Consider the following 26,626-nt stretch of genomic DNA (forward strand, 5'->3'; position numbering starts at 1 on the left):
GGAGTTGAGCACCTTTCGGCGAGGGGGAGCGACGGGCGGGACTTCGGGAACGGCAAGGGCTTCAGAAGACTTCAGGAGCGTACTTCGAGCAGCGGGACCAGCTGCTCCGCGGGGGTCATGGAGCCGTGGTTGCCGACCATCGCCGACTCCTTCGGCTCCCGCTCGGACGCGATGATCAGGACGTCGTCCCGCGCGGCCGCGACGACATCGCCGAGGCGCGCGTACACCCGGTCGTCGACCCGCGGCCCGAACCAGCCCGCCGCGATCGCCTCGTCCCGCGAGGCCACCCAGAACTGCTCGCCGAGCACCTCGCGCCAGCAGGTCAGTACGTCGTTCTCGGCGCCGGGGACGGCGTACACATGGCGGGCCCGGCCCTCGCCGCCCAGCAGGGCCACGCCCGCGCGCAGTTCCCAGTCCTCGTCGAAGTCGATGCGGTGCTGCTCGTCGAAGGGGATGTCGACCATGCCGTGGTCCGCGGTGACGTACAGCGCGCTGCGCGGCGGCAGCTGCTCGGCGAGGCGCTGCACCAGGCGGTCCACGTGCATGAGCTGGCCGCGCCAGGTGTCGGAGTCGACGCCGAAGCGGTGGCCGGCGCCGTCGAGTTCGGCGTAGTACGTGTAGACCAGCGACCGGTCGCCGGCGGCCAGTTGCTCGGCGGCCAGGTCCATGCGGTCCTCGCCGGACAGCCGGCCGAGGAACCTGCCGCCGCTGAGCGCGACCTTCGTCAGCGGGGTGTTCTCGAAGGTCGGCGAGGACACCTGCGCCGCGTGCACGCCCGCGTCGTGGGCGAGCTGGAAGACCGTGGGGTACGGCTGCCAGGTGCGCGGCTGGGTCCAGGGCTGCCAGCGCAGCTGGTTCATCAGCTCGTCGGTGTCCGGGTTGCGCACGGTGTAGCCGGGCAGTCCGTGCGCGCCGGGCGGCAGACCGGTGCCGACGGAGGCGAGGGAGGTCGCGGTGGTCGCCGGGTAGCCGGCGGTCAGCGGGCGGCCGGTGCCGCCGCGCGAGCTAGCCAGCAGGGAGGCGAGGAAGGGCGCCTCGTCCGGGTGTGCCTTCAGCTGCTCCCAGCCGAGTCCGTCGATCAGGAACACGCAGTTCCGGTCGGCGGGGGTCAGCTCGGTGATCGTGGCGGTCGTGCCGGGTACGTCCATGCCCGCGGCCAGGGTGGGCAGGAGGTCGGCGAGGGAGCCGCTGCCGTACTCGGGGAGCGGGGCGGAGTCGACGGCCAGGGGTTCGGGGTGGGGGTCCCAGGTGGTGGGCTGGGACATCAGCGGGTGACGTCCGCGGTCGCCTCGGAGAGGGCCTGGGCGAAGGCGAGGGCCTGCCGGACCGTCTCCGGGCCGTCCCCGGCCTCGCTGACGCGGAGGCTGAGGTCGTCGGCGGTGGAGTTGCCCGTGTAGCCGTGGTCGGCCTCGCAGTTGGGGTCGCCGCAGGCGGCCGGCTCCAGGTCGATACGGGAGACCGCGCCCCAGCCGATCGTCAGGACGACCTCGCGGGGCAGGGTGCCGGGCTGGTACTGCTCGGGGTTGGCGACCACCCGGCTGAGCACGACCGACGAGATCCGGCCGAGCTTGACGGACTCGGTGGAGGTCGTGGCGTACGGCGTCGGGGACGTGCTGTCGGCGGCCTGCTCGTCGGTGTGGCTGACGATGAAGCGGGTGCCGGTGAGGACCAGCACGGTCACGTGCCGCCGCACCTCGTTCTGGTCGAACGTCGTCTCCTGGTGGACCAGGTACGACCGGATGGAGTCGCCGCCGACGGCGGCCTCCACCGCCTCGGCCACGAGGGCCGGGTAGTAGCCGCTGCGTTCGATCGCCGCTCGCAGCCCCTGGGTCGTCGTACTGGTCTTGGCCATGACCCCCATCCTACGGGGGACCACTGACTGCGAGGCACCGATCAGGGGTGTCTCAGTACGCCGGCAGCGTCCGTGGGCCGAGGTCGTCGCGGGCGGGCGGCGGCGCCAGACGCACGGACGCGCCGAGGACGCTCAGCCCGTACGGGGCGACGACGACCGGCTCCAGGGTCACCGCGACGACCTCGGGATGGTCGTCGACGAGACGCGAGACCCGCAGCAGCAGTTCCTCCAGCGCCGCGGTGTCGACCGGCGCGGATCCTCTCCAGCCGAACAGGAGCGGTGCCGTCCGGATCGAGCGGACCAGTGAGGTCGCCTCGCGGTCGGTGACCGGTATCAGCCGGTGCGCCGTGTCCCCGAGCAGCTGGGAGGCGGCCCCGGCGAGCCCGAAGGAGAGCACGGCGCCGGCGGCGGGGTCGATGACGGCCCGTACGACGGTGTCCACGCCGCGTGGCGCCATCCGCTGCACGACCGGGCGCAGTTCCTCGGGCGCCCCGAACAGCTCGCACAACTCGGTGTACGCGCGCCGCAGTTGTTCCTCGTCCGCGAGGTCGAGGCGTACGCCGCCCAGGTCGGCGCGGTGCCTGAGGTGCGGGGCGGTGGCCTTGAGGGCGACGGGGTAGCCGAGGGTGCGGGCGGCCTGTGCGGCCGCGTCGAGGGTCGGGGCGGGCAGGGCGCGGTGCACCTGGACGCCGTACTTGCCGAGGAGTTCGCAGGTCTCGTCGGTGCCGAGGGTGAGGCCCTGTCCGCGCGTGAGGAGGCCGTCGATCAGTCCGGCGGCGCCCTTCTCGTCGATGTCCTCGAACTCGGGCACCTTGCCGGGCTCGGCGGCCTCGCGGCGCCACTGGGCGTACTTCACGGCTTCGCCGAGGGCGCGGACGGCGCGTTCGGCGGCGGGGTAGGCGGGGATGAGGCGGGAGCAGTTGCGGGGCGCCTCCTCGGCCGGCTTGGCGGCGAGGCGGTCCAGGGCGCGGAAGGGGTGGGAGGCGCTCGGGGTGGTGGCCTGCGGTGCCGTGCTGGTGGCGGCGGACAGTGCCTCCGCGAGTCCGCCCAGCTCGACGTGGACCACCAGGACGGGCTTGCCCGGCGTCCGCTCGGCCGCCGACCTGAGCGCCTCGGCGAGCGCGGCGTCCCCGGCGGAGCCCTCGCCCACGGTCGGGATCGCGGTGACGACAACCGCGTCGCAGGTGTCGTCGGCCAGCGCGCGCGACAGGGCCGTGTGGAAGTCCGCGGGCGAGGCGGCCGTCGTCAGGTCCCGCGGGGGCAGCGGCCGGAGCCCCTCGGAGAGGCACGCGTCGTAGGTCAGCAGGCCCAGGGACTCGGAGTTGCCGACGATCGCCACGCGCGGGCCGCCCGGGAGGGGCTGCCGGGCGAGCAGCAGGCCGGTGTCGACGAGCTCGGTGATGGTGTTCACGCGGATCACGCCGGCCTGCCTGAGCAGCGCGGACACCGTGGAGTGCGGCAGCCGCGTGGCGCGTACGGCGTGGCCCTGGGGTGCGGAGCCGGCGCCCTGGACGACGACCAGGGGCTTGGCGGCGGCGGTGCGGCGGGCGAGGCGGGTGAACTTGCGGGGGTTGCCGATGGACTCCAGGTACATGAGGACGACGTCGGTGTCCGGGTCGTCGTACCAGTACTGGAGGACGTCGTTGCCGGAGACGTCCGCGCGGTTGCCGGAGGAGACGAAGGTGGAGACGCCCGTGGTCCCGGTGACCCCGCCGCCGCGTCGGTGCAGCCGGGACAGCAGGGCGATGCCGATGGCGCCGGACTGGGCGAACAGGCCGATGCGGCCGGGGCGGGGCGTCTCGTTGGCCAGGGAGGCGTTGAGCCGCACGTCGGGGTTGGTGTTGATGATCCCGAAGGCGTTGGGCCCGATGATCCGCATGCCGTACGCGCGCGCGTGCCGCACGAGTTCACGCTGGCGCTCGCGTCCCTCGGGCCCGCTCTCGGCGTACCCGGCGGAGATCACGACGAGTCCCTGCACTCCGTGCTCGCCGCACTCGGTGACGACCTGGGGGACGTGTTCGGCGGGCACGGCGACGACCGCGAGGTCGACGGGGCCCTCGATGTCGCGGACCGAGCGGTGCGCCGGGACGCCGTCGATCTCCTTGTCGGTGAAGGCCTTGTTCACGGCGTACAGGCGGCCGGTGAAACCGGCGTCCCGGATGTTGTCGAGGATGCTGCGACCCACCCCGCCGGGGGTGCGGCCGACGCCGACGACCGCGACCGAGCCCGGCTTGAGGAGCCGCTCCACGGACCGCCCCTCCGCGCGCTGTTCGCGCGCGTACTGCACGGCCATCGAGCGGTCGGTGGGCTCCAGGTCGAACTCCAGGCGGACGACGCCGTCCTCGAAGCTGCGCTTCTGGGTGTACCCGGCGTCCGTGAACACCTTGATCATCTTGTTGTTGGCGGGCAGCACCTCGGCGGCGAACCGGCGGATGCCGCGCTCGCGGGCGACAGCGCCGATGTGTTCGAGGAGGGCGGAGGCGACGCCCCGGCCCTGGTGGGCGTCCTGCACGAGGAAGGCGACCTCGGCCTCGTCGGCGGGTGCGGACGCGGGCATTCCGTCGGTGCCGATGCGGTCGTAGCGTACGGTGGCGATGAACTCGCCTCCGACCGTGGCGGCGAGTCCCACCCGGTCCACAAAGTCGTGGTGCGTGAAGCGGTGGACGTCCTTGGCGGACAGGCGAGGGTAGGGCGCGAAGAAGCGGTAGTACTTCGACTCGTCCGACACCTGCTCGTAGAAGCTGACCAGGCGCTCGGCGTCATCAACGGTGATGGGGCGGATGCGCGCGGTGCCGCCGTCGCGCAGCACCACGTCGGCTTCCCAGTGCGCGGGGTACTCGTGCCGGTCCGGCGAGGTCTGCATGGGCCCCAGATTACGGCTCGCGTACGACAACGGCGCGAGGCAGTCTGTGGAGAACGCACGACCATCTCAAGAGGACGGAAGTCGGACCGAGGCCGCGGTCCGACGACTCACCCCGGACGGGACCAAGGGACCGCTCCGGAGACACTTCACGTGTGGGAAACTGGTCTAGACAACCCTGAACACCGAAGGGCAGCATCACATGGCTGAGCGCCGCGTCAACGTCGGCTGGGCCGAGGGCCTCCACGCCCGCCCCGCTTCCATCTTCGTCCGGGCCACCACGGCCTCCGGTATCCCCGTGACGATCGCCAAGGCCGACGGCAACCCCGTCAACGCGGCCTCCATGCTCGCGGTCCTGGGTCTGGGCGCCCAGGGCGGCGAGGAGATCGTCCTCGCCTCCGACGCCGAGGGTGCGGACGCCGCCCTCGACCGGCTGGCGAAGCTGGTCGCCGAGGGGCTCGAGGAGCTTCCCGAGACCGTCTGAATTACCGGCGCCGACTGAATCACGGCACCACTGAAGGGCTCGTCCGAGTTTATCGGGCGGGCCCTTTGCATTTCCTGTCGGCGGGCAGCGGAAATAATCTCCCGCGAATTACTTCCTCTTTGTATACGGCCCTCGTGTTAATGCCGCAGGCTCGGCATGTTTACGGGATGTTGCGAGTTCCTCACACGCTCCGGGCGCTCTCCCGCACTGCCGAAACGGAGCCGGTGCGCGACCGTCGAGCGCTCGGTGTGCAGGGCCGTGACCGCCCGCGCGCGCTCCCCGTCGCCGCGCGCCACCGCGTCCACGATCGCGCCGTGCTCCGCCCAGGACTCGACGGGGTTGGCGGGCGCCTCCACGGCGTACATCCAGGAGATCTTGTGCCGCAGCTGGGTCAGCATCGAAGTCAGCGCGGGGCTGCCGGAGGCCTGGGCCAGCGTCTCGTGGAACCAGCCCCCCAGGGACCGCAGATCGTCGCTGTTGCCCCGCCTGGCCCGCTCCTGGCCCAGCCTGACCAGCCCGCGCAGCACCTTCAGATGGGCCTCGGTGCGCCGCTGGGCGGCCCGGGAGGCCCCCAGGGGCTCCAGGAGCATCCGCATCTCCAGGAGGTCGGCGGCCTCCTGCTCGGTCGGTTCGGCCACGCACGCGCCCGCGTGCCGCCGCGTCACCACGAAGCCCTCGGCCTCCAAGGTGCGCAGCGCCTCCCGGACGGGGACACGGGAGACGCCGTAGCGGCGGGCGAGGAGTTCCTCGGTGAGGCGGCTCCCGCGCTCGTAGACACCGGCGACGATGTCGTCCCTGATCGCGGTGCATACCGAGTGCGCCGGAATACGCATGACCGACCTCCGCTTTAATCCCCGTGAAACGTCGACGATTGACGTGTGTTCAGTGACTCTATTGCAAAGAGCGGGAATTTCCGATGGCGGACCGGAATCCATGGATATTTTTTGGACAGCAGAGGGACGGAAACGGCGAAACCCCGGCTCGATGAGCCGGGGTTCCAGAAGATCTTGCGGTCCGTCGTCAGACGTTCACGCCGTGCGAGCGCAGGTAGGCGACGGGGTCGATGTCCGAGCCGTACTCCGCGGTCGTGCGGGCCTCGAAGTGCAGATGCGGTCCGGTGACGTTGCCGGTCGCGCCGGAGAGGCCGATCTGCTGGCCCGGGGTGACCGTCTGGCCCACCGAGACGCCGATGGACGACAGGTGGCCGTACTGGGTGTACGTGCCGTCGTTCATCTTGATCACGATGTTGTTGCCGTACGAACCGCCCCAGCCCGCCTCCACGACGGTGCCGGAGCCGACCGCGTGGACGGAGGTGCCGCTGGCCGCGTGGAAGTCGACGCCGGTGTGGCTGCCGGAGGACCAGACGGCGCCGCCCGCCTTGTAGCCGGTGGAGATGTACGAGCCCGAGATCGGGGCGACGTAGCTGTTGAGGCGCTTGCGCTCGGCGGCCGCGCGGGCGGCGCGCTCCTTGGCCTTGCGCTCCTTCTCGGCCTTGGCGGCGGCCTTCTTGCGCGCGGCCTCCTCGGCCTTCTTCTGCGCGGCCTCCTTGGCGGCCTGCTCCTGGGCCTCGGCCTGCGCGTCGATCTGGTCGGCGACCGAGTCGCCGATGGTGATGACCGGGATGAGGCCGGTCTGCTCGGCCGCGGGCTCCGCGGCGAGGGCCGGGGCGGCGAGGGTGCCGATGACGCCGGTGGTGGTGAGGGCCGCGATCCCCGCCGCGCGGGCGGTGGAGCGCTTCATCCGGCTCGGGGCACGGTGCTTCCCGGTGGCGCGCGTGAACGCCATGTAGTGGCTGGTCCTTTCCTTCCTTCTCGCCTACCGGGTTAGCTGACGGGTTCGGAGCAGGAAGGTCTCCTACGGACCCCCTCGCGACACGCGCGGGCGTCCGATTCACCCCAGGGACTGCACAAGTGGGTCCCCGGCTCCCCTGGCTCGCGCCGTACGGGGACTCGGCGATGACTGTCCGGTGCCGCGGACGCGGCGCAGTGCCTGACGGACAGCCCGGACGACGCTAAGGGGGGCCACTTTCAATCCCCAAACGGATGACGCAGTTTGTAGCGCATCCCACAGGGCAAACAGGCAACCAGCCTTCAATTCGGACATTGAGGGGCCCTGGTGACGCTTCAGTCACCAGGGCCCCTTCACGCGCGCGTGCCGCTACTCGGCCGTGACGACCGTGACTTCGCCGATGCCGAGAGCCTCGACCGGCTCCTTGATGGCGGAGGCGTCGCCCACCAGGATCGTCACCAGACGGTCCACCGGGAAGGCGTTGACGGCCGCCGCGGTGGCCTCGACGGTGCCGGTCGCGGCGAGCTGCCGGTACAGCGTGGCCTGGTAGTCGTCGGGCAGGAACTGCTCGACCTGGTCGGCCAGGGTGCTCGCGACGGCCGCCGCCGTCTCGTACTTGAGCGGCGCCACACCGACGAGGTTCTGCACGGCGACGTCGCGCTCGGCGTCGGTGAGCCCCTCCGCGGCGAGGGTGCGCAGCACCTTCCACAGGTCGTCCAGGGCGGGACCGGTGTTCGGGGTGTCGACGGAGCCGCTGATGGCGAGCATCGCGGCACCGCTGCCGTCGGGCGCGGACCTGAGGACCTGCCCGAACGAGCGCACGCCGTAGGTGTAGCCCTTCTCCTCGCGCAGGACGCGGTCCAGGCGGGAGGTGAGGGTGCCGCCGAGGCAGTAGGTGCCGAGCACCTGCGCGGCCCACACGCGGTCGTGCCGGTCGGCGCCGATCCGGCCGATCAGCAGCTGCGTCTGGACGGCGCCGGGGCGGTCCACGATGACGACACGGCCGGTGTCGTCGGCGGTGATCGGCGGCACCGGGCGCGGCTGGGCTGGGGAGCCGGTCCAGGAGCCGAGGGTGTCGCCGAGCAGCGCGTCGAGGTCGATGCCGGTGAGGTCGCCGACGACCACGACGGTGCCGGTGGCGGGGCGGACGTGCTTCTCGTAGAAGGCGCGTACGGCCGCCGAGTCGATGTTCCGGACGGTGTCCTCGGTGCCCTGGCGCGGGCGGGACATGCGCAGGTCCGCCGGGAACAGGGTCCGGGAGAGCTCCTTGGCGGCCCGGCGGGACGGGTTGGCCAGCTCGTGCGGGATCTCGTCGAGGCGGTTGGTGACGAGGCGTTCGACCTCGCTGTCCGCGAACGCGGGCGCCCTGAGGGCGTCGGCCAGCAGACCGAGCCCCTTGGCCAGCCGGGACGCCGGGACTTCCAGGCTCAGACGGACGCCCGGGTGGTCGGCGTGCGCGTCGAGGGTGGCACCGGCCCGCTCCAGCTCGGCGGCGAACTCCTCGGCGGTGTGCTTGTCGGTGCCCTCGGAGAAGGCCCGCGCCATGATCGTGGCGACGCCGTCCAGGCCCGCCGGTTCGGCGTCCAGCGGGGCGTCGAGGAGGACCTCCACGGCGACGACCTGCTGGCCGGGGCGGTGGCAGCGCAGCACCGTCAGGCCGTTGTCGAGCGTGCCGCGCTCGGGGGCCGGGAAGGCCCACGGCCTGGCCTCGCCCGGCTGCGGCTGAGGGTGGAATTCCATCGTGGCGAGCTCGGTCACTTGGCCGCCTCCTCGTTCTTGTCGCCGGCTTCGACGGTGGCCTCGGCCTCGGGGTCCTCCGGGGGATCCGCGTCCTCCGCGGGCTCTCCGGAGACGGGTTCGTACACCAGCACCGCGCGGTTGTCGGGGCGCAGACGGGCCTTGGCGACCTCCTGGACCTCCTCGGCGGTCACCTCGAGGACCCGGTTCACGGCGGTGAGGGCGAGCTGCGGGTCGCCGAACAGGACGGCGTAGCGGCACAGTTCGTCGGCGCGGCCCGCGACCGTGCCGAGCCGGTCCAGCCACTCGCGCTCCAACTGGGCCTGGGCGCGCTCCATTTCCTCGGCCGTGGGGCCGGCCTCGGCGAACCGGGCGAGCTCCTCGTCGATCGCGGCCTCGATGACCGGCACCTCGACGTCGCCGGACGTCTTCACGTCCAGCCAGCCGAGGGAGGGCGCCCCGGCGAGCCGCAGCAGACCGAAGCCGGCGGCGACGGCCGTACGGTCCCGCCGTACCAGCCGGTTGTAGATGCGGGAGGACTCGCCGCCGCCGAGGATGGTCAGCGCCAGGTCGGCGGCGTCGCACGCGCGCGTGCCGTCGTTCGGCAGCCGGTACGCCGCCATCAACGCGCGCGCGGGGACCTCCTCCTCGACGACCTCGCGCAGCTGCTTCCCCATGATCTCGGGCAGCGAGCCGTCGCGCGGGGCGGGCTTGCCGTCGTGGGCCGGGATGGAGCCGAAGTACTTCTCGATCCAGGCGAGCGTCTGCTCCGGGTCGATGTCGCCGACGACGGACAGGACCGCGTTGCCCGGCGCGTAGTACGTGCGGAAGAACGCGCGCGCGTCCTCCAGCGTGGCCGCGTCCAGGTCGGCCATCGAGCCGATCGGCGTGTGGTGGTAGGGGTGGCCCTCCGGGTAGGCGAGGGCGGTCAGCTTCTCGAAGGCCGTGCCGTAGGGGACGTTGTCGTAGCGCTGGCGGCGCTCGTTCTTGACGACGTCCCGCTGGTTCTCCATCGACTCGTCGTCGAGGGCGGTGAGCAGCGAGCCCATGCGGTCGGCCTCCAGCCAGAGGGCGAGCTCCAGCTGGTGGGTGGGCATGGTCTCGAAGTAGTTGGTGCGCTCGAAGCTGGTGGTGCCGTTGAGCGAGCCGCCCGCGCCCTGCACGAGCTCGAAGTGGCCGTTGCCCTTGACCTGGCCCGAGCCCTGGAACATCAGATGCTCGAAGAGGTGAGCCAGGCCGGTACGCCCCTTGACTTCATGGCGCGAGCCGACGTCGTACCAGAGGCACACCGCCGCGACCGGGGTCAGGTGGTCCTCGGAGAGCACCACGCGCAGCCCGTTGGCCAGGCGGTGCTCCGTTGCTGTCAGGCCTCCGGTGCCTGCCTGGTCTGTGGCCGTGTGACCCATGGGCATGTACGTCCCTTCGATGGCTGAGCGGTTGATCGGAACCGCGTTTTTCTGCCGGTCCTGCCACTGTATGCAAGCGTGTGGAGCGCTGGTGGAGTTCCCGATGGTCGTACGCCGACAGCGAGATCCCGTAGCCTGCGAACGGACCGCCGTGAGGCGCGCTTCACCACCGGGCGGGACCGTCGATGCCGGGTCGTCGTCCTAGTTGTCAGTGCCGCGGTCCACAATGGTCGCGTCAGATCCCGTTCACGCTTCAGCAAGAGTGAGCCGAAGGGGAGCGCCCCGTAGGCGAACGACTGGAAAAAGAGGAGCCGGCAGCGATGGCCCGCCGTAGCACGAAGACCCCGCCGCCCGAGGACTCGTACGAGGAGAAGATCCTCGACATCGACGTCGTCGACGAGATGCAGGGCTCCTTCCTCGAGTACGCGTACTCGGTCATCTACTCCCGTGCGCTGCCGGACGCCCGTGACGGCCTCAAGCCGGTGCACCGCCGCATCGTGTACCAGATGAACGAGATGGGCCTGCGCCCCGACCGCGGCTATGTGAAGTGCGCGCGCGTGGTCGGCGAGGTCATGGGCAAGCTGCACCCGCACGGCGACGCGTCGATCTACGACGCCCTGGTGCGCATGGCCCAGCCGTTCTCCATGCGCGTGCCCCTGGTCGACGGCCACGGCAACTTCGGCTCGCTCGGCAACGACGACCCGCCGGCCGCCATGCGGTACACCGAGTGCCGGCAGGCCGAGGCGACGAGCCTGATGACCGAGTCGATCGACGAGGACACGGTCGACTTCGCGCCCAACTACGACGGCCAGGAGCAGGAGCCGGTGGCCCTGCCCGCCGCGTTCCCGAACCTGCTGGTGAACGGCGCGTCGGGCATCGCGGTCGGCATGGCGACGAACATGCCGCCGCACAACCTCTCCGAGGTCATCGCGGCCGCCCGCCATCTGATCCGCTATCCGAACGCGGATCTGGACACCCTGATGAAGTACGTCCCGGGCCCCGACCTGCCCACCGGCGGCCGGATCGTCGGCCTCGCCGGCATCCGGGACGCGTACGAGACGGGCCGCGGCACCTTCAAGATCCGTGCCACGGTGGCGGTGGAGACCGTGACGGCCCGCCGCAAGGGCCTGGTCATCACGGAGCTGCCGTTCACGGTGGGCCCGGAGAAGGTCATCGCCAAGATCAAGGATCTGGTCGGCGCCAAGAAGATCCAGGGCATCGCCGACGTCAAGGACCTCACCGACCGCGCCCACGGACTGCGCCTGGTCATCGAGATCAAGAACGGCTTCGTGCCCGAGGCGGTCCTGGAGCAGCTGTACAAGCTGACGCCGATGGAGGAGTCCTTCGGCATCAACAACGTGGCGCTGGTGGACGGTCAGCCGCTGACGCTGGGCCTCAAGGAGCTCCTGGAGGTCTACCTCGACCACCGTTTCGAGGTCGTGCGCCGCCGCAGCGAGTTCCGCCGCAGCAAGCGCCGCGACCGGCTGCACCTGGTGGAGGGCCTGCTCACGGCGCTCGTCGACATCGACGAGGTCATCCGCCTCATCCGCTCCAGCGACAACTCCGCCGAGGCCAAGCAGCGCCTCATGGAGCGCTTCTCGCTGAGCGAGATCCAGACGCAGTACATCCTCGACACGCCGCTGCGCCGCCTGACCAAGTACGACCGTATCGAGCTGGAGTCCGAGAAGGACCGGCTCAACGCGGAGATCGAGGAGCTGACCCGGATCCTCGACTCGGACGCCGAGCTGCGCAAGCTGGTCTCCACCGAACTGGCCGCGGTGGCCAAGAAGTTCGGCACCGACCGCCGTACGGTCCTCCTTGAGGCGGGCGCGGTCGCCCCCACGGCCGCGGTTCCGCTTCAGGTGGCGGACGACCCGTGCCGGGTGCTGCTGTCCTCGACGGGACTGCTGGCGCGTACGGCGAACGGCGAGCCGTTCCCCGAGGACGCGGACGGGCGGCGCGTGAAGCACGACGTGATCGTCTCGGCGGTGCCGGCGACCGCGCGCGGTGAGATCGGCGCGGTGACCTCGGCGGGCCGGCTGCTGCGGATCAACGTCATCGACCTGCCTCAGCTGCCGGAGACGGTGTCGGCGCCGAACCTGGCCGGAGGGGCGCCCGTATCGGAGTTCGTCTCGCTGGACGACGGCGAGACGCTGGTCTGCCTGATCACCCTCGACGAGTCGTCGCCGGGCCTGGCGCTCGGCACGGAACAGGGTGTGGTGAAGCGCGTGGTGCCCGACTACCCGTCCAACAAGGAGGAGTTGGAGGTCATCACCCTCAAGGACGGCGACCGGATCGTCGGCGCGGTCGAGCTGCGCACCGGCGAGGAGGACCTGGTCTTCATCACGGACGACGCGCAACTGCTGCGCTACCAGGCCTCCCAGGTCCGTCCGCAGGGCCGCCCCGCGGGTGGCATGGCGGGCATCAAGCTCACGGACGGCGCGAAGGTCATCTCCTTCACGGCGGTGGATCCGGCGGTGGACGCGGTCGTCTTCACGGTGGCGGGCTCGCGCGGCACGCTCGACGACTCGGTCCAGACGACGGCCAAGCTGACCCCGTTCGACCAGTACCCGCGCAAGGGCCGCGCCACCGGCGGTGTCCGCTGCCAGCGGTTCCTGAAGGGCGAGGACTGCCTGTCCCTGGCCTGGGCGGGCGCCGTACCGGCCCGTGCGGCACAGAAGAACGGCACGCCTGCGGAGCTGCCGGAGATCGACCCGCGCCGTGACGGTTCGGGGGTGTCGCTGCCGAAGACGGTTTCGGTGGTGGCGGGGCCGGTCTAGAGGTCGGGGTAGGCGGGTTCCTGCTCGTCGGATTCCTGCTCGTCGGATTCCTGCTCGTCGGGATCCTGTACGTAGCGCAGGACGCCCCACATGCCGTACTCGTCGGCGTGTGGGGCGTCGCTCTTGCACCCGTCCAGTTCCTTGCCGAGTGCGGGCGTGTCGATGCCGGACCCGATGAGCACCAGCTGGGTACGCGGCTCCACGTCGGCCGGCCAGGGCTCCGGGTAGAAGCGCAGGAACCGCCCGACGGCATGGACGGCGTAACGGTTCCGGACGTCGTACGGCCCGAAGTCGACGTATCCCTTGATCCGGTACAGCCCTTCGGGACGGCTGTCGAGGAACTGCATGAGGCGGCGCGGGTCGAGGGGCACTTCGGAGACGAAGGAGAGGCTCTCGTAGGCGGTGTGCAGATGCCCGTCGTGGGTGTCATCGCCATGTTCGTGCAGGTCGTCGAAGGACAGCTGCCCGATCCGCTCCTCGCTGGGCCGGCAGTCGAAGAGGAACTCGGGGTCGATGCGGCCGTAAGTGGCGGGCACGACAGCGGCCCGGTCGACAAGGGACCGGACGAGGTCGAGGACGTGCGCACCGTCGGCGGCCCGGTCGAGCTTGTTGACCACGACGAGATCGGCGAGGGCGAGATGCCGGTCGATCTCGGGGTGCTTGGCGCGCGTGTCGTCGAACTCCGCGGCGTCGACGACCTCGACGAGTCCGCCGTAGACGATCCCCGGATAGTCGCTGGCGAGCAGCATGCGTACGAGTTCCTCGGGTTCGGCGAGGCCGCTGGCCTCGATGACGATCACGTCGATGCCGGTGGCGGGGGCAGCGAGGCGTTCGAGGTAGACGTCGAGTTCACTGGCGTCGACGGCACAGCACAGACAGCCGTTGCCGAGCGAGACGGTGGAGTCGCCGAGGGCGCCCGCGACGGCCATGGCGTCGATCTCGATGGCACCGAAGTCATTGACGATCGCCCCGATCCGGCTGCCTCCGCTGCGGTGGAGGAGGTGGTTGAGGAGGGTGGTCTTGCCGGAACCGAGGAATCCGGCGAGGACGACGACCGGGATCTGCCGGGGGCTCCCGCTCGGCTGACTCAACGTGCGACCTCTTTCGCGCTGGTGCGCGCACCGGATCGCGGCTCCGGCGCACGTACGAGGATTGAATGCCGGACCAGGATACGAGCCGGAAGAATCACCGCGAAGTGAACGATTGTTAGCAGCACTTGCGGGGCAGACGTTGGGCAAGGCGCCGGTTCGTGCGACCCTCACTTCCCTCCGTGCGCCGTCCCTCCGCCTCCCCCGCCGATCAGAGCCGCTCGGCACCCTGGGAGACGGCAAGCGCCGCCCACCGCTCGCCGGTCCCCATCAGTCGACCCGCATCCCGACGACCGGCGGACGGCCGCCTGATCCGGGGGTTGACATGGCCACACAGAGTGCAGGTCTACGGCGGGTCTTTTCAGCCGCGAAAGCGCGGTTCACGGTCGTCATCGACGCCGTCGGCATGCCCGGCTCGCGACGCCGCAAAAGGGCCGCCCTGGCCGAACAGCACCGGCTCTCCTTCGACCTGCTCTGCAAGGCCATGGCCGATCCGGCCCTGGCCGAGGTGCTGAACACGTACGAGTCCGAGATCCCCATCGACAAGCAGCGCCAGTTCCTCTTCGCCAACGCGCTCTACGTCAACAACCTGCACTTCTACCGGATCGGCGCCCTGTCCCAGGCGGAGCTGTACGGCCATCTGCGCGTGATGTGCCAGAACAAGGTGTTCCGCGAGTACTGGGAGGCGACTCGCCATCACCGCAAGAGCCTGCCCGAAGCGTCGGAGGAGTTCGTCCTCGGCCGGATGACGGACGATCTGATCCAGGAACTGGCCGACGCCGACACGGACGAGTGGTGGGTCGTGGGCGAACCGCCCGACGAGCAGGCATGACTTCGAGGTCCGACCCACTGGGCCGAACGCCCACTGGGGCCGGACCTCGGCAAGGCGGGTATGGCTCAGGAGGTGTCAGGCGTCGGGAATGTCATGCTTGGCGCGGACGAGCGTCTCGCGCGTGATGACGACGATCCGCTCGTAGTCCGCTCGTGCGGCGTCCGACGGGAGCTCAGGGTCGATCTCCGCGGTCGCCTCTCGACCGATGACCGCGAAGTCGCCGTTGCTGAGCTCGAAGATGTCGGGGCAGGTCTGGCCTGTGGTGCTGCCACGCTCCCGTGGAGAGACCCCGACACGTCGCACGATCTTCACCGAGGTGCACCGCCTTGTGACTCAGAGGGATGAGTAAGCCCTCTGAGACCAGAGGGAAAGGTGTGCCCTCTGAATAGCCGCGCTGGTTCGTTGCAATGTCAGAGTGCGGTCTCCGCGCGCAAGGGTGTTGGCCGGAGCGCCCGGAGGGCCAGGCCAAGGTATCCAGTCCGCTCGGCGTTCTACGCGCGTTACCCCGGTCCAAGTGGGTGAAGTTTCCACAACGGTCTGACACGGGGTCATCACGGAAGGACCCTCCCTCACAACTTCCTTCCAGGACCGGTCAGTTGTTCGCTCCGGGCACCGCCACCGGCGCCCCCGGCCCCACGTACCGCGCCACCGGCCTGATGATCTTCGAGTCCTCCGCCTGTTCCAGGATGTTGGCGCTCCAGCCCACCACCCGCCCCGCCGCGAAGGTCGGGGTGAACATCTCGCGGGGCAGGCCGCAGAGTTCCATGAGGACGCCCGCGTAGAACTCGACGTTGGTGTGGAGTTCGCGGCCGGGCTTCAGCTCCGCGAGGATCGTCTCGACCTGGCGCTCGACCTCGACGGCGAAGTCGACGCGCGGGCCGCCGAAGCTTTGGGCCACCTCGCGGAGCATCCGGGAACGGGGGTCCTCGGTGCGGTAGATCGCGTGGCCGAAGCCCATGATGCGCTCGCCCGCGAGGACCCGTTCGCGGATCCAGCCGTCGATGCGGTCGGGTGTGCCGATCGCGTCCAGGGTGTCCAGCGCGCGGCTGGGCGCACCGCCGTGCAGCGGTCCTGAGAGCGCGCCGACGGCGCCCACGAGACAGGCCGCGACATCCGCACCCGTCGAGGTGATGACGCGCGCCGTGAAGGTTGATGCATTGAAGCCGTGATCAATGGTTGAGATCAAGTATTGCTCGACCGCCCGCGCCCGGCGGGGATCCGGCTCCGAACCTGTCAGCATGTACAGGTAGTTGGCCGCGTACGACAGGTCCTCGCGCGGCTCCACGGGTTCCAGCCCCTGCCCCAGCCGGTACAGCGCGGTGAGCAGGGTCGGCACGGCGGCGGCCGCCACGACCGTGTCCCGGCGACGCTCGTCCGCGTCGATGTCGTACACCGGGCGGAAGCCCTTGGCCGCGCCCAGCAGCGACAGCGCCGTGCGCATTCCGGCGAGCGGACCGGAGAGCGCGCTCGCCGCCGCGACGGCGGGCAGTGCGGCCCGCACCTCGTCGGGCAGCCGGCGCAGCGCGGCGGTCTCGGCGGCGAAGGCGGCGGCGCGTTGGGCGTCGGGCAGTTCGCCGTGGACCAGGAGATGCCAGACGTCCTCGAAGCCGCGGGTCTGCGCGAGTTCGACGGCCGAGTACTGGCGATAAAGGCCAGTAGCCTCTGCTACACCCCATCTTCCCTGGTCAGAGCGCTGACCCGCTCTGCCGGTACTTACGGGGTCGAATCGGGGTCGAATCGAGTGCACCGGTCGTTCCACGGACCGGCGCCCCCTCGCGTCGCGATGGGTAGCCTCGAACTGACGTTGAGTCTTGCACAACAGGGTCGGGTCGGGTCAAGTCCCCCACAAGCGGCGATGGGACGCCAGGGGACTTCGATCATGGGGCTTCGAACAAGGACCCGAAGGTGCTCACCTTGACGCCCTGAACGGCAAGCGGGGGGTGTGCGTACGTATCCCACGTCTCATTGAAGTTTGCGTGACGCGAGAGAGCCTGCACCGTCTTGGGGTCAAACTCGCCAGACGCGCCGAGCCGCGTCGTGTAGAAGTGCTTGAGGTCATGAAAGCGGGTCTCGTTCGGCAGGCCTGCCAGCTCCACGGCAGGCTTCCAGTGATAGCGGAAGGCCGCCCGCGTAAGGGGCCGGCCAAGTCGGTTGGTGACGATGAGGCCCTCGTCTGGCGGCGGGACGTAGCCCCTTGCCCTCCGCTGGCGCTCGGTGTCCGCACAGACCGGAGCCACCTGAGGGAAGGTCTCAAGATGCTCCTTCAGGCGCATGATCAGAAAATGATCGACCGGCAGCGTCGCGTAGCTGGCCTTGGTCTTGAGCTTTGCGGACTTGCCTCGCTGTCGCTGTTCCTTCACGTAGAGCAGATCCTGATCCCAGTTCACGGCCTGCCTAGTGAGCCCGAAGGCCTCCCCTTCGCGAAGCCCAGCGCAGGCCCCGATCCACACCAGGATCTCCAGCCTCGGGTCCACTTCGCGCATGGCCGCGGCCAGGTCCGCCACCTGCTCAGGAGACAGTGCAACACTCACGCGCGGATCGACGTCTGGGAGTTCGATGCGGGCACAGATATTGGCGGGCAGTGGAACGTCCGCGTCAATCATGTAGTTCATGAGAATGCGCCAGGTCTTGTACACCTGGATGACGCTGGACCCCTCGTTGAGCCCCGGCTGCTCCAACAGGAAATCGATGAAGGCCATCGTGTCCCGACGGGTCAGGGACTGCGAGGGTCTGGTTCCCGCGAAGGGCTTGATGTGGCATTTGAGATGGCTCTCATAGTTGCCAATCGTGTTGTCATTCTTCCTCTTCTTTTTCCGCCTTGCGATCATCTCGTCCGCATAGAACCCGACAGGCTTCTTTCCGGGTTCGGGGTCCACCCACGAGTTGTTGCGCAGGGCTACTCGTATCTTGTCCAGTTGATCCCGGGCCTCTTCCCATGTGCCGAACATCGGCCGACGGGGCTTACCATTCGGATCCGTGTAACGAGCCTGCCACTGCAACCCCCTCCCGTGATCGGCGGACGGGTACAGCGGATTCTTCTTCGTGCCGCATTTGCACTGCACGTCACCTGTTTTCGGATGCTTCTTGTGCCACCGGTCAAACGGTGCGTCGGACTCGGCCATGTGCCCCTTCCATGGGAGATCTCCCGTTCCTCTGAGCCTGCGACACCTAGGGATCCAGGGGCTTAGGTGACCTGGCAAGCTCACCCTTCTTGATGCGCTCGAAGAGGTCGTTGACCTCATGTTCGCTATAGCGCACCCGACTGCCATTCCTATTCCCTCCCCGGTTGTCTCCTGGACCGGGCCGGTAGTACGGACCAAGAGGAACAGCGTGCAGCAGACCACGATTCGTCCACCGCCGCCGCGTCGAAGGCGAAATGCCAAGCCGGCGTTCCACCTCGCGGGGCATCATATATCGGTCCGGTGAATTAAAAGAAGGGGCTTCAGAAGCCTTTTCCGATTTCGTCATGGCCGCACCGAGAACGACACTCTGAATGAGTCCGAGTCGGGAAACCACCTGTGCACCAGCCTGTAGTCCGACAAGATCACGCCTCCCTTTACCTAGCAGTCCTCCCCCTGGATGAACGGGCCCGGCGCAGGCATCACGCATGGGAGCGCCATCACCACGCCATCAACAGGTGTAGATGATCGAGGTAGACGGTAACCCAGTCGAGGGTGATGCAACAGGCATCTAGAGTCCCATTTAACACATCTAGATAGCTTTTGTCGTAAACACTTGTAGATGAAAGTCGATGCGACTGCGAGAGAGAGGGTGTGGCGGGGTCAGATTGAAGGTGCGGCCTGCGCGGCCCACGCCGGCCCTCAGTCGTGGAGGCTGCACCTCCACGAGGGGCACACCTCAGGTGCCTGACCGGCCGACTGACGAGCGAAGTAGGGCGCAACCTCCTCCTGCTCATATCGGTCGCGCGAGCCGCCTTTCAGGGCACCCGAAGCGACCAACTTCTATATGCAGCATCTTCACTATTGCTGCTTGCTGGACTACGGAGGGGAGAGGTAAAGGGGCTTCTTGTTGGGGACTGGTCGCCAGGCAAATAACCCCGCGTGACGATACGGGGCTGGGGTCCGTGGAATTCGTGGCACCGTTCATTCCAACAGTCCCAGGAACGGATCGTTACGCAGACGAGCTGCGTTGAGCTTGCGGCCGCGCCTATCTCGGGATCGGGCAATCTCAGCAACTCCGTTGCGCACAGGGCGGCCATCAGGAGGGCACACGATCTGAAAGACATGGGGCTCGAATTCGCTGTCACGCGGTGATGCCGACGCGCTACGGTCGCGGCCATGACGACGAGAACAGCGGAGCAGAAGCCCTTCTTGTCTGTGGCCGCGCCGCGTGCCGCCTTGGACGCCACCCGTGGCGACCAACTGCTGTATGCAGGAACCTCTCTCCTGTTGTTGGCTGGCCTGCGCCGAGATGAAGCGACGAGACTGCTTGTTGGCGACTGGTCGCCAGGCGCATACCCTCAAGTGAGGATTCTGGGGCGGCAGAAGCGGATGATCCGCGTTGCGACGACAGCGGCGGCTGCCGTGGATGCCTGCTTGGACGGTGTGGAAGTGGAGGCGGAAGAACCATTGCTTCTGGGGTTGAAGACGGCCGAGAATCCGTTCCAGATGTCGCGACTGTTTCGGCTGCGGATGCGGGAATGCGGCCTCAATTTGAATGTCTACGATCTACGCCGCGCCGCGATAGCGGTAGTGATAAACAGCGGGACACCACTGGCACACATAGAGGCCTACTTCGGGCTGTCGAAAGTTGCAACAAGCAAGCAGCTAGTGCCAGTGCCCGGAGGGTACGACAGAGATATCGCGATCCTCCTGGAAGAGACTTTTGCTCCCTGAGTTCGGCGGGGCAGTCAGGGCCGGTCCTCACGTACGGTTTTAAGCAGTACGACCAAGTGCTCATGCCTGAGTGCCCGGATGAGAATCGGGGCAGTGTCTGCCCATGGAGTCAGATCTCACGGCGTATGACGCGATCATCATGGACTGGGACGGCACGGTCGTGGACTCGCAGCCCATGAACTTCCGCTGCCTGTCAGAAGCGCTGAAAGCTTATGGGGTGCGGTTACGGGAGGGTTGGTACCGCGAGCGACTGGGAACGTCGGTGGATGGTCTGCTGGCTGAGCTCGGCGTCTCGGTACCTCTCGCCGAAGTTCTCGACCGCTGTGGCGAACTGATCGTCCAGGATTTGCCGTCGTTGAAGACGTTCCCGATGGTGGTCGAATGGCTGGAGCGCGCTCGTGGGAAGGGGCTCGCCTGTGCGGTGGCGTCCGGCGGTGGGGGCGCCGTAGTCCGTGCCGGTATCGAAGCCACGGGGCTGGCACACCTGTTCGATGTGGTGGTGACCCGTGAGGACGCAGTCCGGGGCAAGCCGGCGCCTGACCTGTTTCTGGAGGCTGCACGGCAGCTTCGAGTGCCGCCGCAACGATGCCTCGTGGTTGAGGACGCGGAAGAAGGGCTCACGGCAGCTCTGGCGGCGGGGATGGACGTGGTTGACGTTCGTCCATATGTGACATCCAGCTGGTGATCTGCTTCCACTCACCGAGCAATGAGGACCTTGAGTTCCTCCGTGAACTCCGTCACGGCGGGGGCCTGGGGGTATCGGCGCTTCAGGGTGCGATCGAGGTGCTGGGCGCGGCCTCGGACGGAGTCGACCATGCGGCCGCTGGTGAGGGCTTGGCGGGCGGTGGCAATGGCGGCGTCCGGCTCGCCGAGCGCTGAGTGCGCCTGGGCCAGGTCGAGCTGGGCGATCGCAAGCCGGGTGGGGGCTTGGAGAGGGCGGGGGAAGCTCCGGTATTGGCCGATGGCTTCTTCAGCAGCTGCGCGTGCGCGGTTAGCGTGGCCGAGCCACCCGTACGAGGAGGCGTCGTAGGAAGTGATGCGCACCGCGTCAACGCCGAACAGCCCGGTGCCGTGGAGCGGCAGCCGCGCCTGGTAGTCACGGGCGCGTACGGCGGCTCGTTCGAACTCATGGTGGTTGCCGAGCCGTGCGTGGGCGCGGGCGACTTGAGCGGACAGGCGTACGGCGGCGTTGCCGTCCCGGGGAGCGACGGCCAGGCCGCGGGTTGCCGCGAGCAGCGCGTCCAAGGGGCGGCTGTCGTAGAGGGCGTGCGTGCTGCGGACGTCTTCGGCCCAGGCGCCAACCTCAGGGTGGTCGGCCTGTTCCCCCTGCGCCCAGGCGTCGTCGCAATACGCCTGGACGAGATCTCCCTCGCCGAGGTCGTGTGCGACCCACGCAAGGATCACCGAGAGCATGCCGGCGTGGCGAGCGAGTTCGCGGGCCTCGCGCAGGGTGTGCCGGTGCTCGTGCTGGAACGTGAAGACGCGGTGCCTTATGCGTGCGGCCGTCGGCCATAGTTCGTGCGGCGGCTGGGAGGAGTACGTGGTTCCTAAGCCATCAACGGCCGTTTCTAGTTCCGCCATATCGGAAGGGGCGAGTTCCGTGAGCGTCGCGTGCTGGGCGTAGGCGCGCGCAGTGGCGGCGCTGGCGGAGCCAGGTGTCATGAGCGGGGCCAGGGCCGTGCCGCCGATCAGCGCGAGGGCGGTGCGTCGCTTCGTGGGATCACCTGCTTCGTCGGGCGCCGCGGCGGGCGGCGCAGGATGGTCAGGGCCACGGCCGGATGCCGCGTTTGGGTCCATACCCAGATCAGCGGGAGTCAGAGCCTGGGAGAGCCCGCAGAGGCGAGTGAGGGTGTAGGCGAGGACCACCGGTAAGGGATCCCGGGGAATCTCGCCGTCGCGGACCCAGTGGCCGATCCGGGTGCGGTGCGGTGGGCAGGCGTCGGTGTGGCCCGCGATCCACAGGTCGTTCTTCAATTCGACGGCCAGGGCGCCGTAGCTCCTCCCGGACCGGGTGATCCAACCTGCTAGGGCCGTGTTGGGAGGCTTTTTCGGGCGCTGCTGAGGACGGGTCACCTGGGGATTCCTCTCCGGCGCAGGTGGCGAAGCGGTGATGAGCCCCCACGGTATCGGCCTCGAACTCCTGTGTATCTATGACGAGTTGATTCGCGACACCGCGCGACGAACCGTCGCGCGCAGTTCGCGACGAACCGCGACGCCTTGGGGTCTGGATTCGCTACGGCGGGGTGCGATGTGCTTCCTGCGCCCCGAGGGCGATGCCGCGGAGGAGGTTGTCGCCGGCCGTCGCCTCGCCGCGGGCTGAACCCAGTGCTTCCCGTCCCCAGTGGGGGCGGGCAGGCGGGCCGCGGGGCGAACTCGCGCCCGCGGCACCACCGGTACGGGCGGGATGCGCCCGCACCCTCCGCAACCCCCGCATGGAAGGGAAGAGCCCATGAAGCTGCCCAAGTCTGCCGCCGCCGTCAGCGCCTCGGCGCCGTCGGAGGAGACCGAGGAGATCACCGCGGCCGTCGTGGTTGCCGTCGACGTCGAGGACGAGGAGTAGCGCCTCGCGCCCGTCCTGACCTGGGCGTCCCTCCCCGTCCCCATGGGGCGCGAGGAGGGGCGCCCGCCGCTCTCCGCCTGTCTGGAGGTCACAGTGATTCACGTGTTCGTCGGGCCGACACTGCCACGGTCCGATCCGCAGCTTGCCGCTCCGGATGTGCGGGTGTGGCCACCGGCAGGACACGGGGACCTGTTCGATTCCGCGATCCGGGGCGAAGACACGGTGGTCGTCATCGACGGGGTGTACCACCAGGCGCCGGCGCTGCGTCACAAGGAGATCCTGGCCGCGATGGGCCGAGGGGTCCGGGTGATCGGGGCGGCGAGCATCGGCGCGCTACGGGCGGCTGAACTGGGGCCCTACGGGATGCTCGGGGTTGGACGCGTCTACAGTGCCTACGCCTCGGGGGAGATCGACGGCGACGACGAGGTGGCGGTCGGACAGACCCCGGACGGGGAGTGGGACGCGCTGACTTGGCCGGTGGTCAACCTCCGGCACGTTCTTGGGCTGGCCCGGTCGGCCGCGGTGCTCAATGGCGGGCGGGCTGCCCGTCTGCTGGCGGCGCTGCGCGCAGTCTACTATCCGCAGCGCACCACCGCTGCGGTGCAGTCCGTCTGCCGCCGCCAGGGTGAGACGGAGTTCGCCAGATGGCTGGCCGAACAACGCAAGCAGGACCGGCACTTCGGCGACCTCAAGCGCGCCGACGCCCTCGCGGCCATTGACATCGCGCTCGGCGGCCGGGCATCGCAGGCTGCTGCCCGGACGGCGCCGGCTGTGTGGGAGACGACGTACTTCCGGCGCTGGTCCAACGCCTTCGCCCGCACATGCGTGGACGGACTGGACCTGTCCACCGAGGACCGCCTCGTCTACCAGCAGGTGTTCGACCCGGCGTTCCACACGACGTGGGCGGCCTACCTCGAACACCGCTCGCTCCATCCCGCCGACTGCGGGCCGGGCCTGCCACTGGCCGAGCGGCTGGCCCAGGTCACCGGCAACGACCTGCCCGCCGACCGCGTGTTCCACCCGGCGATCGACCTGCGCAACGAGGCGACCGTGGCCCTGCTGCTGGCAGGGGAGACCGAGATGGACCGCCAGGCGGTCGCCCGGTACGCAGACGCCCTCGCGCGCGAGCGCCAGAGCCGGCCTGGGTTCTCGACCGCGGCGGTGCGCGATGACGTAACCCGCCGGCTCCTGCTGCGGGTGTGGCAGTGCCCTGAGGAGCGGTTCGACGCGGAGGCGTCCGCGCGCGGGTTGGTCCATGGGGTGCGCGCCGTCGAGACGGCCAAGCGGCTCATACCTGGGCTGCTGGACGAGATGGCCGAGACGACCGAGCGGACGGAGGTGGCCTGTGGCGGGTGTTGAAGAGCTGGTGGCACTGCCGGGCACGGTGCGCGCCCGGGCCCCTGAGCAGACGTGGGAGGCGGTGGCCGGGCGCCTGCCGGAGTTCGGTATCACCCGGGTCGCGGACCTGACCGGCCTGGACTGCGTAGGGCTACCGGTCTGGACGGCGATCCGGCCGGCCTCGCTGACCCTGAGCACCTCCCAGGGCAAGGGCGCCACCGGCCTGCTGGCGAAGCTGTCGGCCGTGATGGAGGCGATCGAACTGTGGCATGTCGAGCAGCCGCTGCCTGTCGCCGCACGCGGCCCCGCCGCCGAGGTGGCCCCCGACTGCCCCCTAGCCGCGCTGCCGCTGACGGTCCCGTACCCCGCGCGCATCCTGGCCCGGATGGTGTGGGAGTGGACGCCGGGCACCGGCCTGGTGGGCGGGGAGAAGATGCTGCTGCCGGTCGATCTTGTCCGACGCCGGGCTCAGCGGCCGGAGTGGAGCGCGGATCTGCTGCGTGCGACCAGCACCGGCCTGGCCTGCGGGAACACGCGGGACGAGGCGCTGCTGCACGCGCTGTACGAGGTAGTGGAGCGGGACGTGCTGTACCGGGACGGGCAGTCGGGTGGGCGGCGGCGCACCCTCATCGCGCCCGGGACGGTCGACGACCCCCATGGCCGGGAGGTGATCGACGGGCTGATGGCCGCGGGGATGGCGCTGGAAATGGCGCTGGTGGACGGCCCGCACGAGCTGCCGGTGTGTCTGGCCTACCTGTGGTCGGAGGACTATCCGGTGGTCTTCGCCGGCGGCGGCTGCCACACCGACCCGTCGATCGCGCTGACCCGGGCATTGACCGAGGCTGCGCAGTCCCGGCTGACCGCAATCGCCGGAACCCGGGACGACCTTCCCAGCGACCTCAGCGGCTTCGACAATGCGCCCTTCCGCCCGGCGCACACCACCGGGCTTGCACCGTGGCCGGAGGTGACGGATCAATTCGCCGCGGCCGACAGTGGCTTCGCCGGGCAGGTCGGGGACGTGGCGCAGCGGATCGCACGCGTCAACGGGTACGAGCCGGTGGCCCTGGACCTGTCCGACCTGGCCTGTCCGGTCCACGCCGTGCAGGTCGTCTGCCCCGGCGCCCGTTCGCGCATCAGGAGGTCGATGCCCCGATGAACCCCGCCCTCACGACGGCGCCGCCTGCTCCCCGTGAACAGCGCTCCGCCCAGTACGACGCCTTCCACACGGCCCGTGCCCGCACCGATCTGGTTTCGCGCCTGTACGCCACGGCGATGGGGGAGGACTACCCGGCCGAGGTCGCCGCCTCCAGTTCCTGTGACTGGCCCCTGCTCGGGCTGATGACAGGGCGGTTGCGGATGCGGCCGGGCCAGCTCCTCGTGGACGCGGGCTGTGGCACTGGAGGCATCGGTCTGTGGCTGGCCCGCGCCCTCGCCCTGCGGCTGGAGGGTTTCGACCTGTCCCCGGTTGCCGTCGCCCAGGCCAGCGACCGCCGCCCTCGCTTCGGCATGGCCGCCGATCGGGCTGCCTTCCGTGTTGCCGAGCTGGAGGACACCGGCCTGCCCGATTCCAGTGCCCACGGCATCGTGTGTGTGGACGCCCTCGGTCGCGCCGCCAACCGGGACGTGGCGGTGCGCGAGCTCGGTCGCGTCCTGGCCCCGGGCGGCCGGCTGGTCCTGACCCGCTCGCTGCGGCGCGGCGCTAAACCCGCCTGGGAGGAGCAGGCGCGCGCTGCCGGCCTTGAGGTGGAGCACGCGGATGAGCGTCCCGGCGAGCCCGTGATGTGGGACCGGCTCTATCGGCTGTGGGTGGCCCACGCCGACGAGCTGCGGCGCGAGCTGGGCGAGGTACAGGCACAGAACATGCTGCGCGAGGCGCACCAGGTGCTGCCCATGCTGCCGGGCCGCCGGGCTGTCCTGCTGACCCTGCGACGCCCGGCGCCTGTTCCGGCCGGGCCTGACGCGGCCGATAGGATGTCCCGGCCTGGTCGCCGCCCCGGTGACGGGCCCGCGCCCGGCGAGAGGACCCCGCAGTGAGCCAGCACCGTTCCGCCCGTGCGGCGGTGTTCTCGGCCGGGTCCTGGGGTACCGCTGTCGCTAAAATCCTGGCCGACGCAGGCACCGACGTCATCGTGCACGCCCGCCGGGACGAGATCGCTGACGCGATCAACACAGTTCACCGCAACCCCGGCTACTTCCCGGACGTCGCGCTGCCCGCCTCCCTGACGGCCACGACCGACCCGGCAGCCGCGCTTCACGGCGCGGACTATCTGGTGCTGTCCATCCCCGCGCAATCCCTGCGGACCAACCTCGCCGCGTGGACGCCCCACATCGGGCCCGACACCGTGATCGTGTCCCTGATGAAGGGCATCGAACTGGGCAGCGGGGAACGGGCGAGCCAGGTCATCACCGAGGTGACCGGCGTGAGCGCGGACCGGGTCGCTGTGCTGTCGGGTCCGAACCTCGCCCGCGAGATCATGGACGGCCAGCCCGCCGCCGCCACCGTCGCCTGCCCCGACGAGGACACCGCCCGGCGCTTCCAGCAGGCGTGCCACACCACCTACTTCCGGCCCTACACCAGCACCGACGTGACCGGCTGCGAGCTGGGCGGCGCGGTGAAGAACGTCATCGCTCTGGCGGTCGGCATCGCCTCGGGCATGGGGCTGGGCGACAACGCCTCGGCGATGCTCATCACTCGCGGGCTGGCGGAGACCACCCGGCTGGCTGTGGCCATGGGCGCCCACCCGGCCACCCTCGCCGGTCTGGCCGGCCTCGGCGACCTCGTGGCCACCTGCTCGTCCCCGCTCTCCCGTAACCGCACCTTCGGCACCCACCTCGGTCACGGCCTGAGCGTCGAGCAGGCGACGGCCGCCACTCGGCAGACCACCGAGGGTGTCAAATCCGCCGTGGCGATTCTCGCCCTGGCTCATGCCCACGGCGTCGAGATGCCGATCACGGAAGTGATCTCCGCCCTGCTGCACGAGAAGGTCACCCTCGACGAGGCCGCCGCGGCGCTGATGCAGCGGCCCCCCAAGCCCGAGCGCTGAC

The 26,626-nt window shown here is 69.7% G+C and carries 21 protein-coding genes and 1 riboswitch; of the genes, 9 read left to right on the top strand and 12 right to left on the bottom strand.

Annotated elements, in window-relative coordinates; all coding sequences use genetic code 11:
- Window positions 1–71: 71 nt before the first annotated feature.
- The 3 genes from ABZ928_RS40990 to ABZ928_RS41000 are packed head-to-tail and all read right to left on the bottom strand — an operon-like array spanning window position 72 to window position 4,715.
- Complete coding sequence (locus ABZ928_RS40990; protein ID WP_361530699.1) at window positions 72–1,265, bottom strand: nucleotide pyrophosphatase/phosphodiesterase family protein; 1,194 nt, start codon at window positions 1,263–1,265, stop codon at window positions 72–74.
- Complete coding sequence (locus ABZ928_RS40995; RefSeq protein WP_361530702.1) at window positions 1,265–1,852, bottom strand: DUF5998 family protein; 588 nt, start codon at window positions 1,850–1,852, stop codon at window positions 1,265–1,267. Before ABZ928_RS40995 ends, ABZ928_RS40990 begins: the two co-directional genes overlap by 1 nt.
- Window positions 1,853–1,904: 52 nt before the next feature.
- Entirely contained in the window at window positions 1,905–4,715 is a 2,811-nt protein-coding gene (locus ABZ928_RS41000; protein WP_361530705.1) for a GNAT family N-acetyltransferase, read from the bottom strand.
- A gap of 199 nt (window positions 4,716–4,914) precedes the next feature.
- Here ABZ928_RS41000 and ABZ928_RS41005 point away from each other — a divergent pair, with 199 nt between their 5' ends.
- A complete protein-coding gene (locus ABZ928_RS41005; protein WP_013000229.1) occupies window positions 4,915–5,196 on the top strand; it encodes an HPr family phosphocarrier protein in 282 nt (93 codons plus the stop codon).
- A gap of 137 nt (window positions 5,197–5,333) precedes the next feature.
- On the opposite strand, the gene ABZ928_RS41010 is transcribed toward ABZ928_RS41005, so the two are convergent.
- From ABZ928_RS41010 to ABZ928_RS41025, 4 genes are all read right to left on the bottom strand, one after another.
- Entirely contained in the window at window positions 5,334–6,029 is a 696-nt protein-coding gene (locus tag ABZ928_RS41010) for a GntR family transcriptional regulator (protein ID WP_361530708.1), read from the bottom strand.
- 187 nt (window positions 6,030–6,216) lie between these two features.
- On the bottom strand, window positions 6,217–6,981 hold the full coding sequence (locus ABZ928_RS41015) for a M23 family metallopeptidase (RefSeq protein ID WP_361530711.1): 765 nt from the start codon (window positions 6,979–6,981) through the stop codon (window positions 6,217–6,219).
- 12 nt (window positions 6,982–6,993) lie between these two features.
- Window positions 6,994–7,161: riboswitch (cyclic di-AMP (ydaO/yuaA leader) on the bottom strand.
- A gap of 192 nt (window positions 7,162–7,353) precedes the next feature.
- On the bottom strand, window positions 7,354–8,742 hold the full coding sequence (locus ABZ928_RS41020) for a pitrilysin family protein (RefSeq protein WP_361530714.1): 1,389 nt from the start codon (window positions 8,740–8,742) through the stop codon (window positions 7,354–7,356).
- On the bottom strand, window positions 8,739–10,133 hold the full coding sequence (locus ABZ928_RS41025; protein ID WP_361530717.1) for a pitrilysin family protein: 1,395 nt from the start codon (window positions 10,131–10,133) through the stop codon (window positions 8,739–8,741). Before ABZ928_RS41025 ends, ABZ928_RS41020 begins: the two co-directional genes overlap by 4 nt.
- A gap of 314 nt (window positions 10,134–10,447) precedes the next feature.
- On the opposite strand from ABZ928_RS41025, the gene ABZ928_RS41030 reads away from it, so the two are divergent.
- A complete protein-coding gene (locus tag ABZ928_RS41030) occupies window positions 10,448–12,907 on the top strand; it encodes a DNA topoisomerase IV subunit A (RefSeq protein ID WP_361530720.1) in 2,460 nt (819 codons plus the stop codon).
- Here ABZ928_RS41030 and ABZ928_RS41035 read toward each other — a convergent pair.
- The gene (locus ABZ928_RS41035; RefSeq protein ID WP_361530723.1) at window positions 12,904–13,998 is read right to left on the bottom strand and encodes a GTP-binding protein; all 1,095 of its coding nucleotides are present in this window, start codon (window positions 13,996–13,998) and stop codon (window positions 12,904–12,906) included. The genes ABZ928_RS41030 and ABZ928_RS41035 overlap by 4 nt on opposite strands.
- 322 nt (window positions 13,999–14,320) lie before the next feature.
- On the opposite strand from ABZ928_RS41035, the gene ABZ928_RS41040 reads away from it, so the two are divergent.
- Entirely contained in the window at window positions 14,321–14,827 is a 507-nt protein-coding gene (locus ABZ928_RS41040; protein ID WP_361530726.1) for a DUF6082 family protein, read from the top strand.
- Window positions 14,828–14,902: 75 nt separating this feature from the next.
- Here the strand turns inward: ABZ928_RS41040 and ABZ928_RS41045 are convergent, their stop codons facing one another.
- From ABZ928_RS41045 to ABZ928_RS41055, 3 genes are all read right to left on the bottom strand, one after another.
- Window positions 14,903–15,139: a hypothetical protein gene (locus ABZ928_RS41045; RefSeq protein WP_361530729.1), complete on the bottom strand. Its 237-nt coding sequence runs from the start codon at window positions 15,137–15,139 to the stop codon at window positions 14,903–14,905.
- Window positions 15,140–15,419: 280 nt separating this feature from the next.
- The gene (locus ABZ928_RS41050) at window positions 15,420–16,574 is read right to left on the bottom strand and encodes a citrate synthase (RefSeq protein ID WP_361530732.1); all 1,155 of its coding nucleotides are present in this window, start codon (window positions 16,572–16,574) and stop codon (window positions 15,420–15,422) included.
- A gap of 130 nt (window positions 16,575–16,704) precedes the next feature.
- Window positions 16,705–17,949, bottom strand: a complete 1,245-nt coding sequence (locus tag ABZ928_RS41055; RefSeq protein WP_361530735.1) for a tyrosine-type recombinase/integrase — start codon at window positions 17,947–17,949, stop codon at window positions 16,705–16,707.
- Window positions 17,950–19,125: 1,176 nt separating this feature from the next.
- Between ABZ928_RS41055 and ABZ928_RS41060 the strand changes: the two genes are divergently transcribed.
- Window positions 19,126–19,683 carry a hypothetical protein gene (locus tag ABZ928_RS41060; RefSeq protein WP_361530738.1) on the top strand — a complete coding sequence of 186 codons (558 nt, stop codon included), beginning with the start codon at window positions 19,126–19,128 and terminating at the stop codon, window positions 19,681–19,683.
- Between the two features lie 103 nt (window positions 19,684–19,786).
- On the top strand, window positions 19,787–20,368 hold the full coding sequence (locus ABZ928_RS41065) for an HAD family phosphatase (protein ID WP_361530741.1): 582 nt from the start codon (window positions 19,787–19,789) through the stop codon (window positions 20,366–20,368).
- Between the two features lie 11 nt (window positions 20,369–20,379).
- On the opposite strand, the gene ABZ928_RS41070 is transcribed toward ABZ928_RS41065, so the two are convergent.
- Window positions 20,380–21,756, bottom strand: coding sequence for an XRE family transcriptional regulator (locus ABZ928_RS41070; RefSeq protein ID WP_361530744.1), 1,377 nt, complete (start codon window positions 21,754–21,756; stop codon window positions 20,380–20,382).
- A 589-nt stretch (window positions 21,757–22,345) separates the two neighbouring features.
- On the opposite strand from ABZ928_RS41070, the gene ABZ928_RS41075 reads away from it, so the two are divergent.
- The 4 genes from ABZ928_RS41075 to ABZ928_RS41090 are packed head-to-tail and all read left to right on the top strand — an operon-like array spanning window position 22,346 to window position 26,625.
- Window positions 22,346–23,602 (top strand): TfuA-like protein, encoded by a 1,257-nt coding sequence (locus tag ABZ928_RS41075; RefSeq protein WP_361530747.1) that lies wholly within the window; start codon window positions 22,346–22,348, stop codon window positions 23,600–23,602.
- Window positions 23,589–24,737, top strand: coding sequence for a YcaO-like family protein (locus tag ABZ928_RS41080; protein WP_361530750.1), 1,149 nt, complete (start codon window positions 23,589–23,591; stop codon window positions 24,735–24,737). Before ABZ928_RS41075 ends, ABZ928_RS41080 begins: the two co-directional genes overlap by 14 nt.
- On the top strand, window positions 24,734–25,615 hold the full coding sequence (locus ABZ928_RS41085) for a class I SAM-dependent methyltransferase (RefSeq protein WP_361530753.1): 882 nt from the start codon (window positions 24,734–24,736) through the stop codon (window positions 25,613–25,615). The genes ABZ928_RS41080 and ABZ928_RS41085 overlap by 4 nt, the downstream gene beginning before the upstream one ends.
- Window positions 25,612–26,625, top strand: a complete 1,014-nt coding sequence (locus ABZ928_RS41090; RefSeq protein ID WP_361530756.1) for an NAD(P)H-dependent glycerol-3-phosphate dehydrogenase — start codon at window positions 25,612–25,614, stop codon at window positions 26,623–26,625. Before ABZ928_RS41085 ends, ABZ928_RS41090 begins: the two co-directional genes overlap by 4 nt.
- Window position 26,626 lies beyond the last annotated feature (1 nt).

Origin of the sequence: Streptomyces sp. NPDC046909, from assembly GCF_040644695.1 — a bacterium.
In the GTDB taxonomy this organism is placed as follows: Bacteria; Actinomycetota; Actinomycetes; order Streptomycetales; family Streptomycetaceae; genus Streptomyces.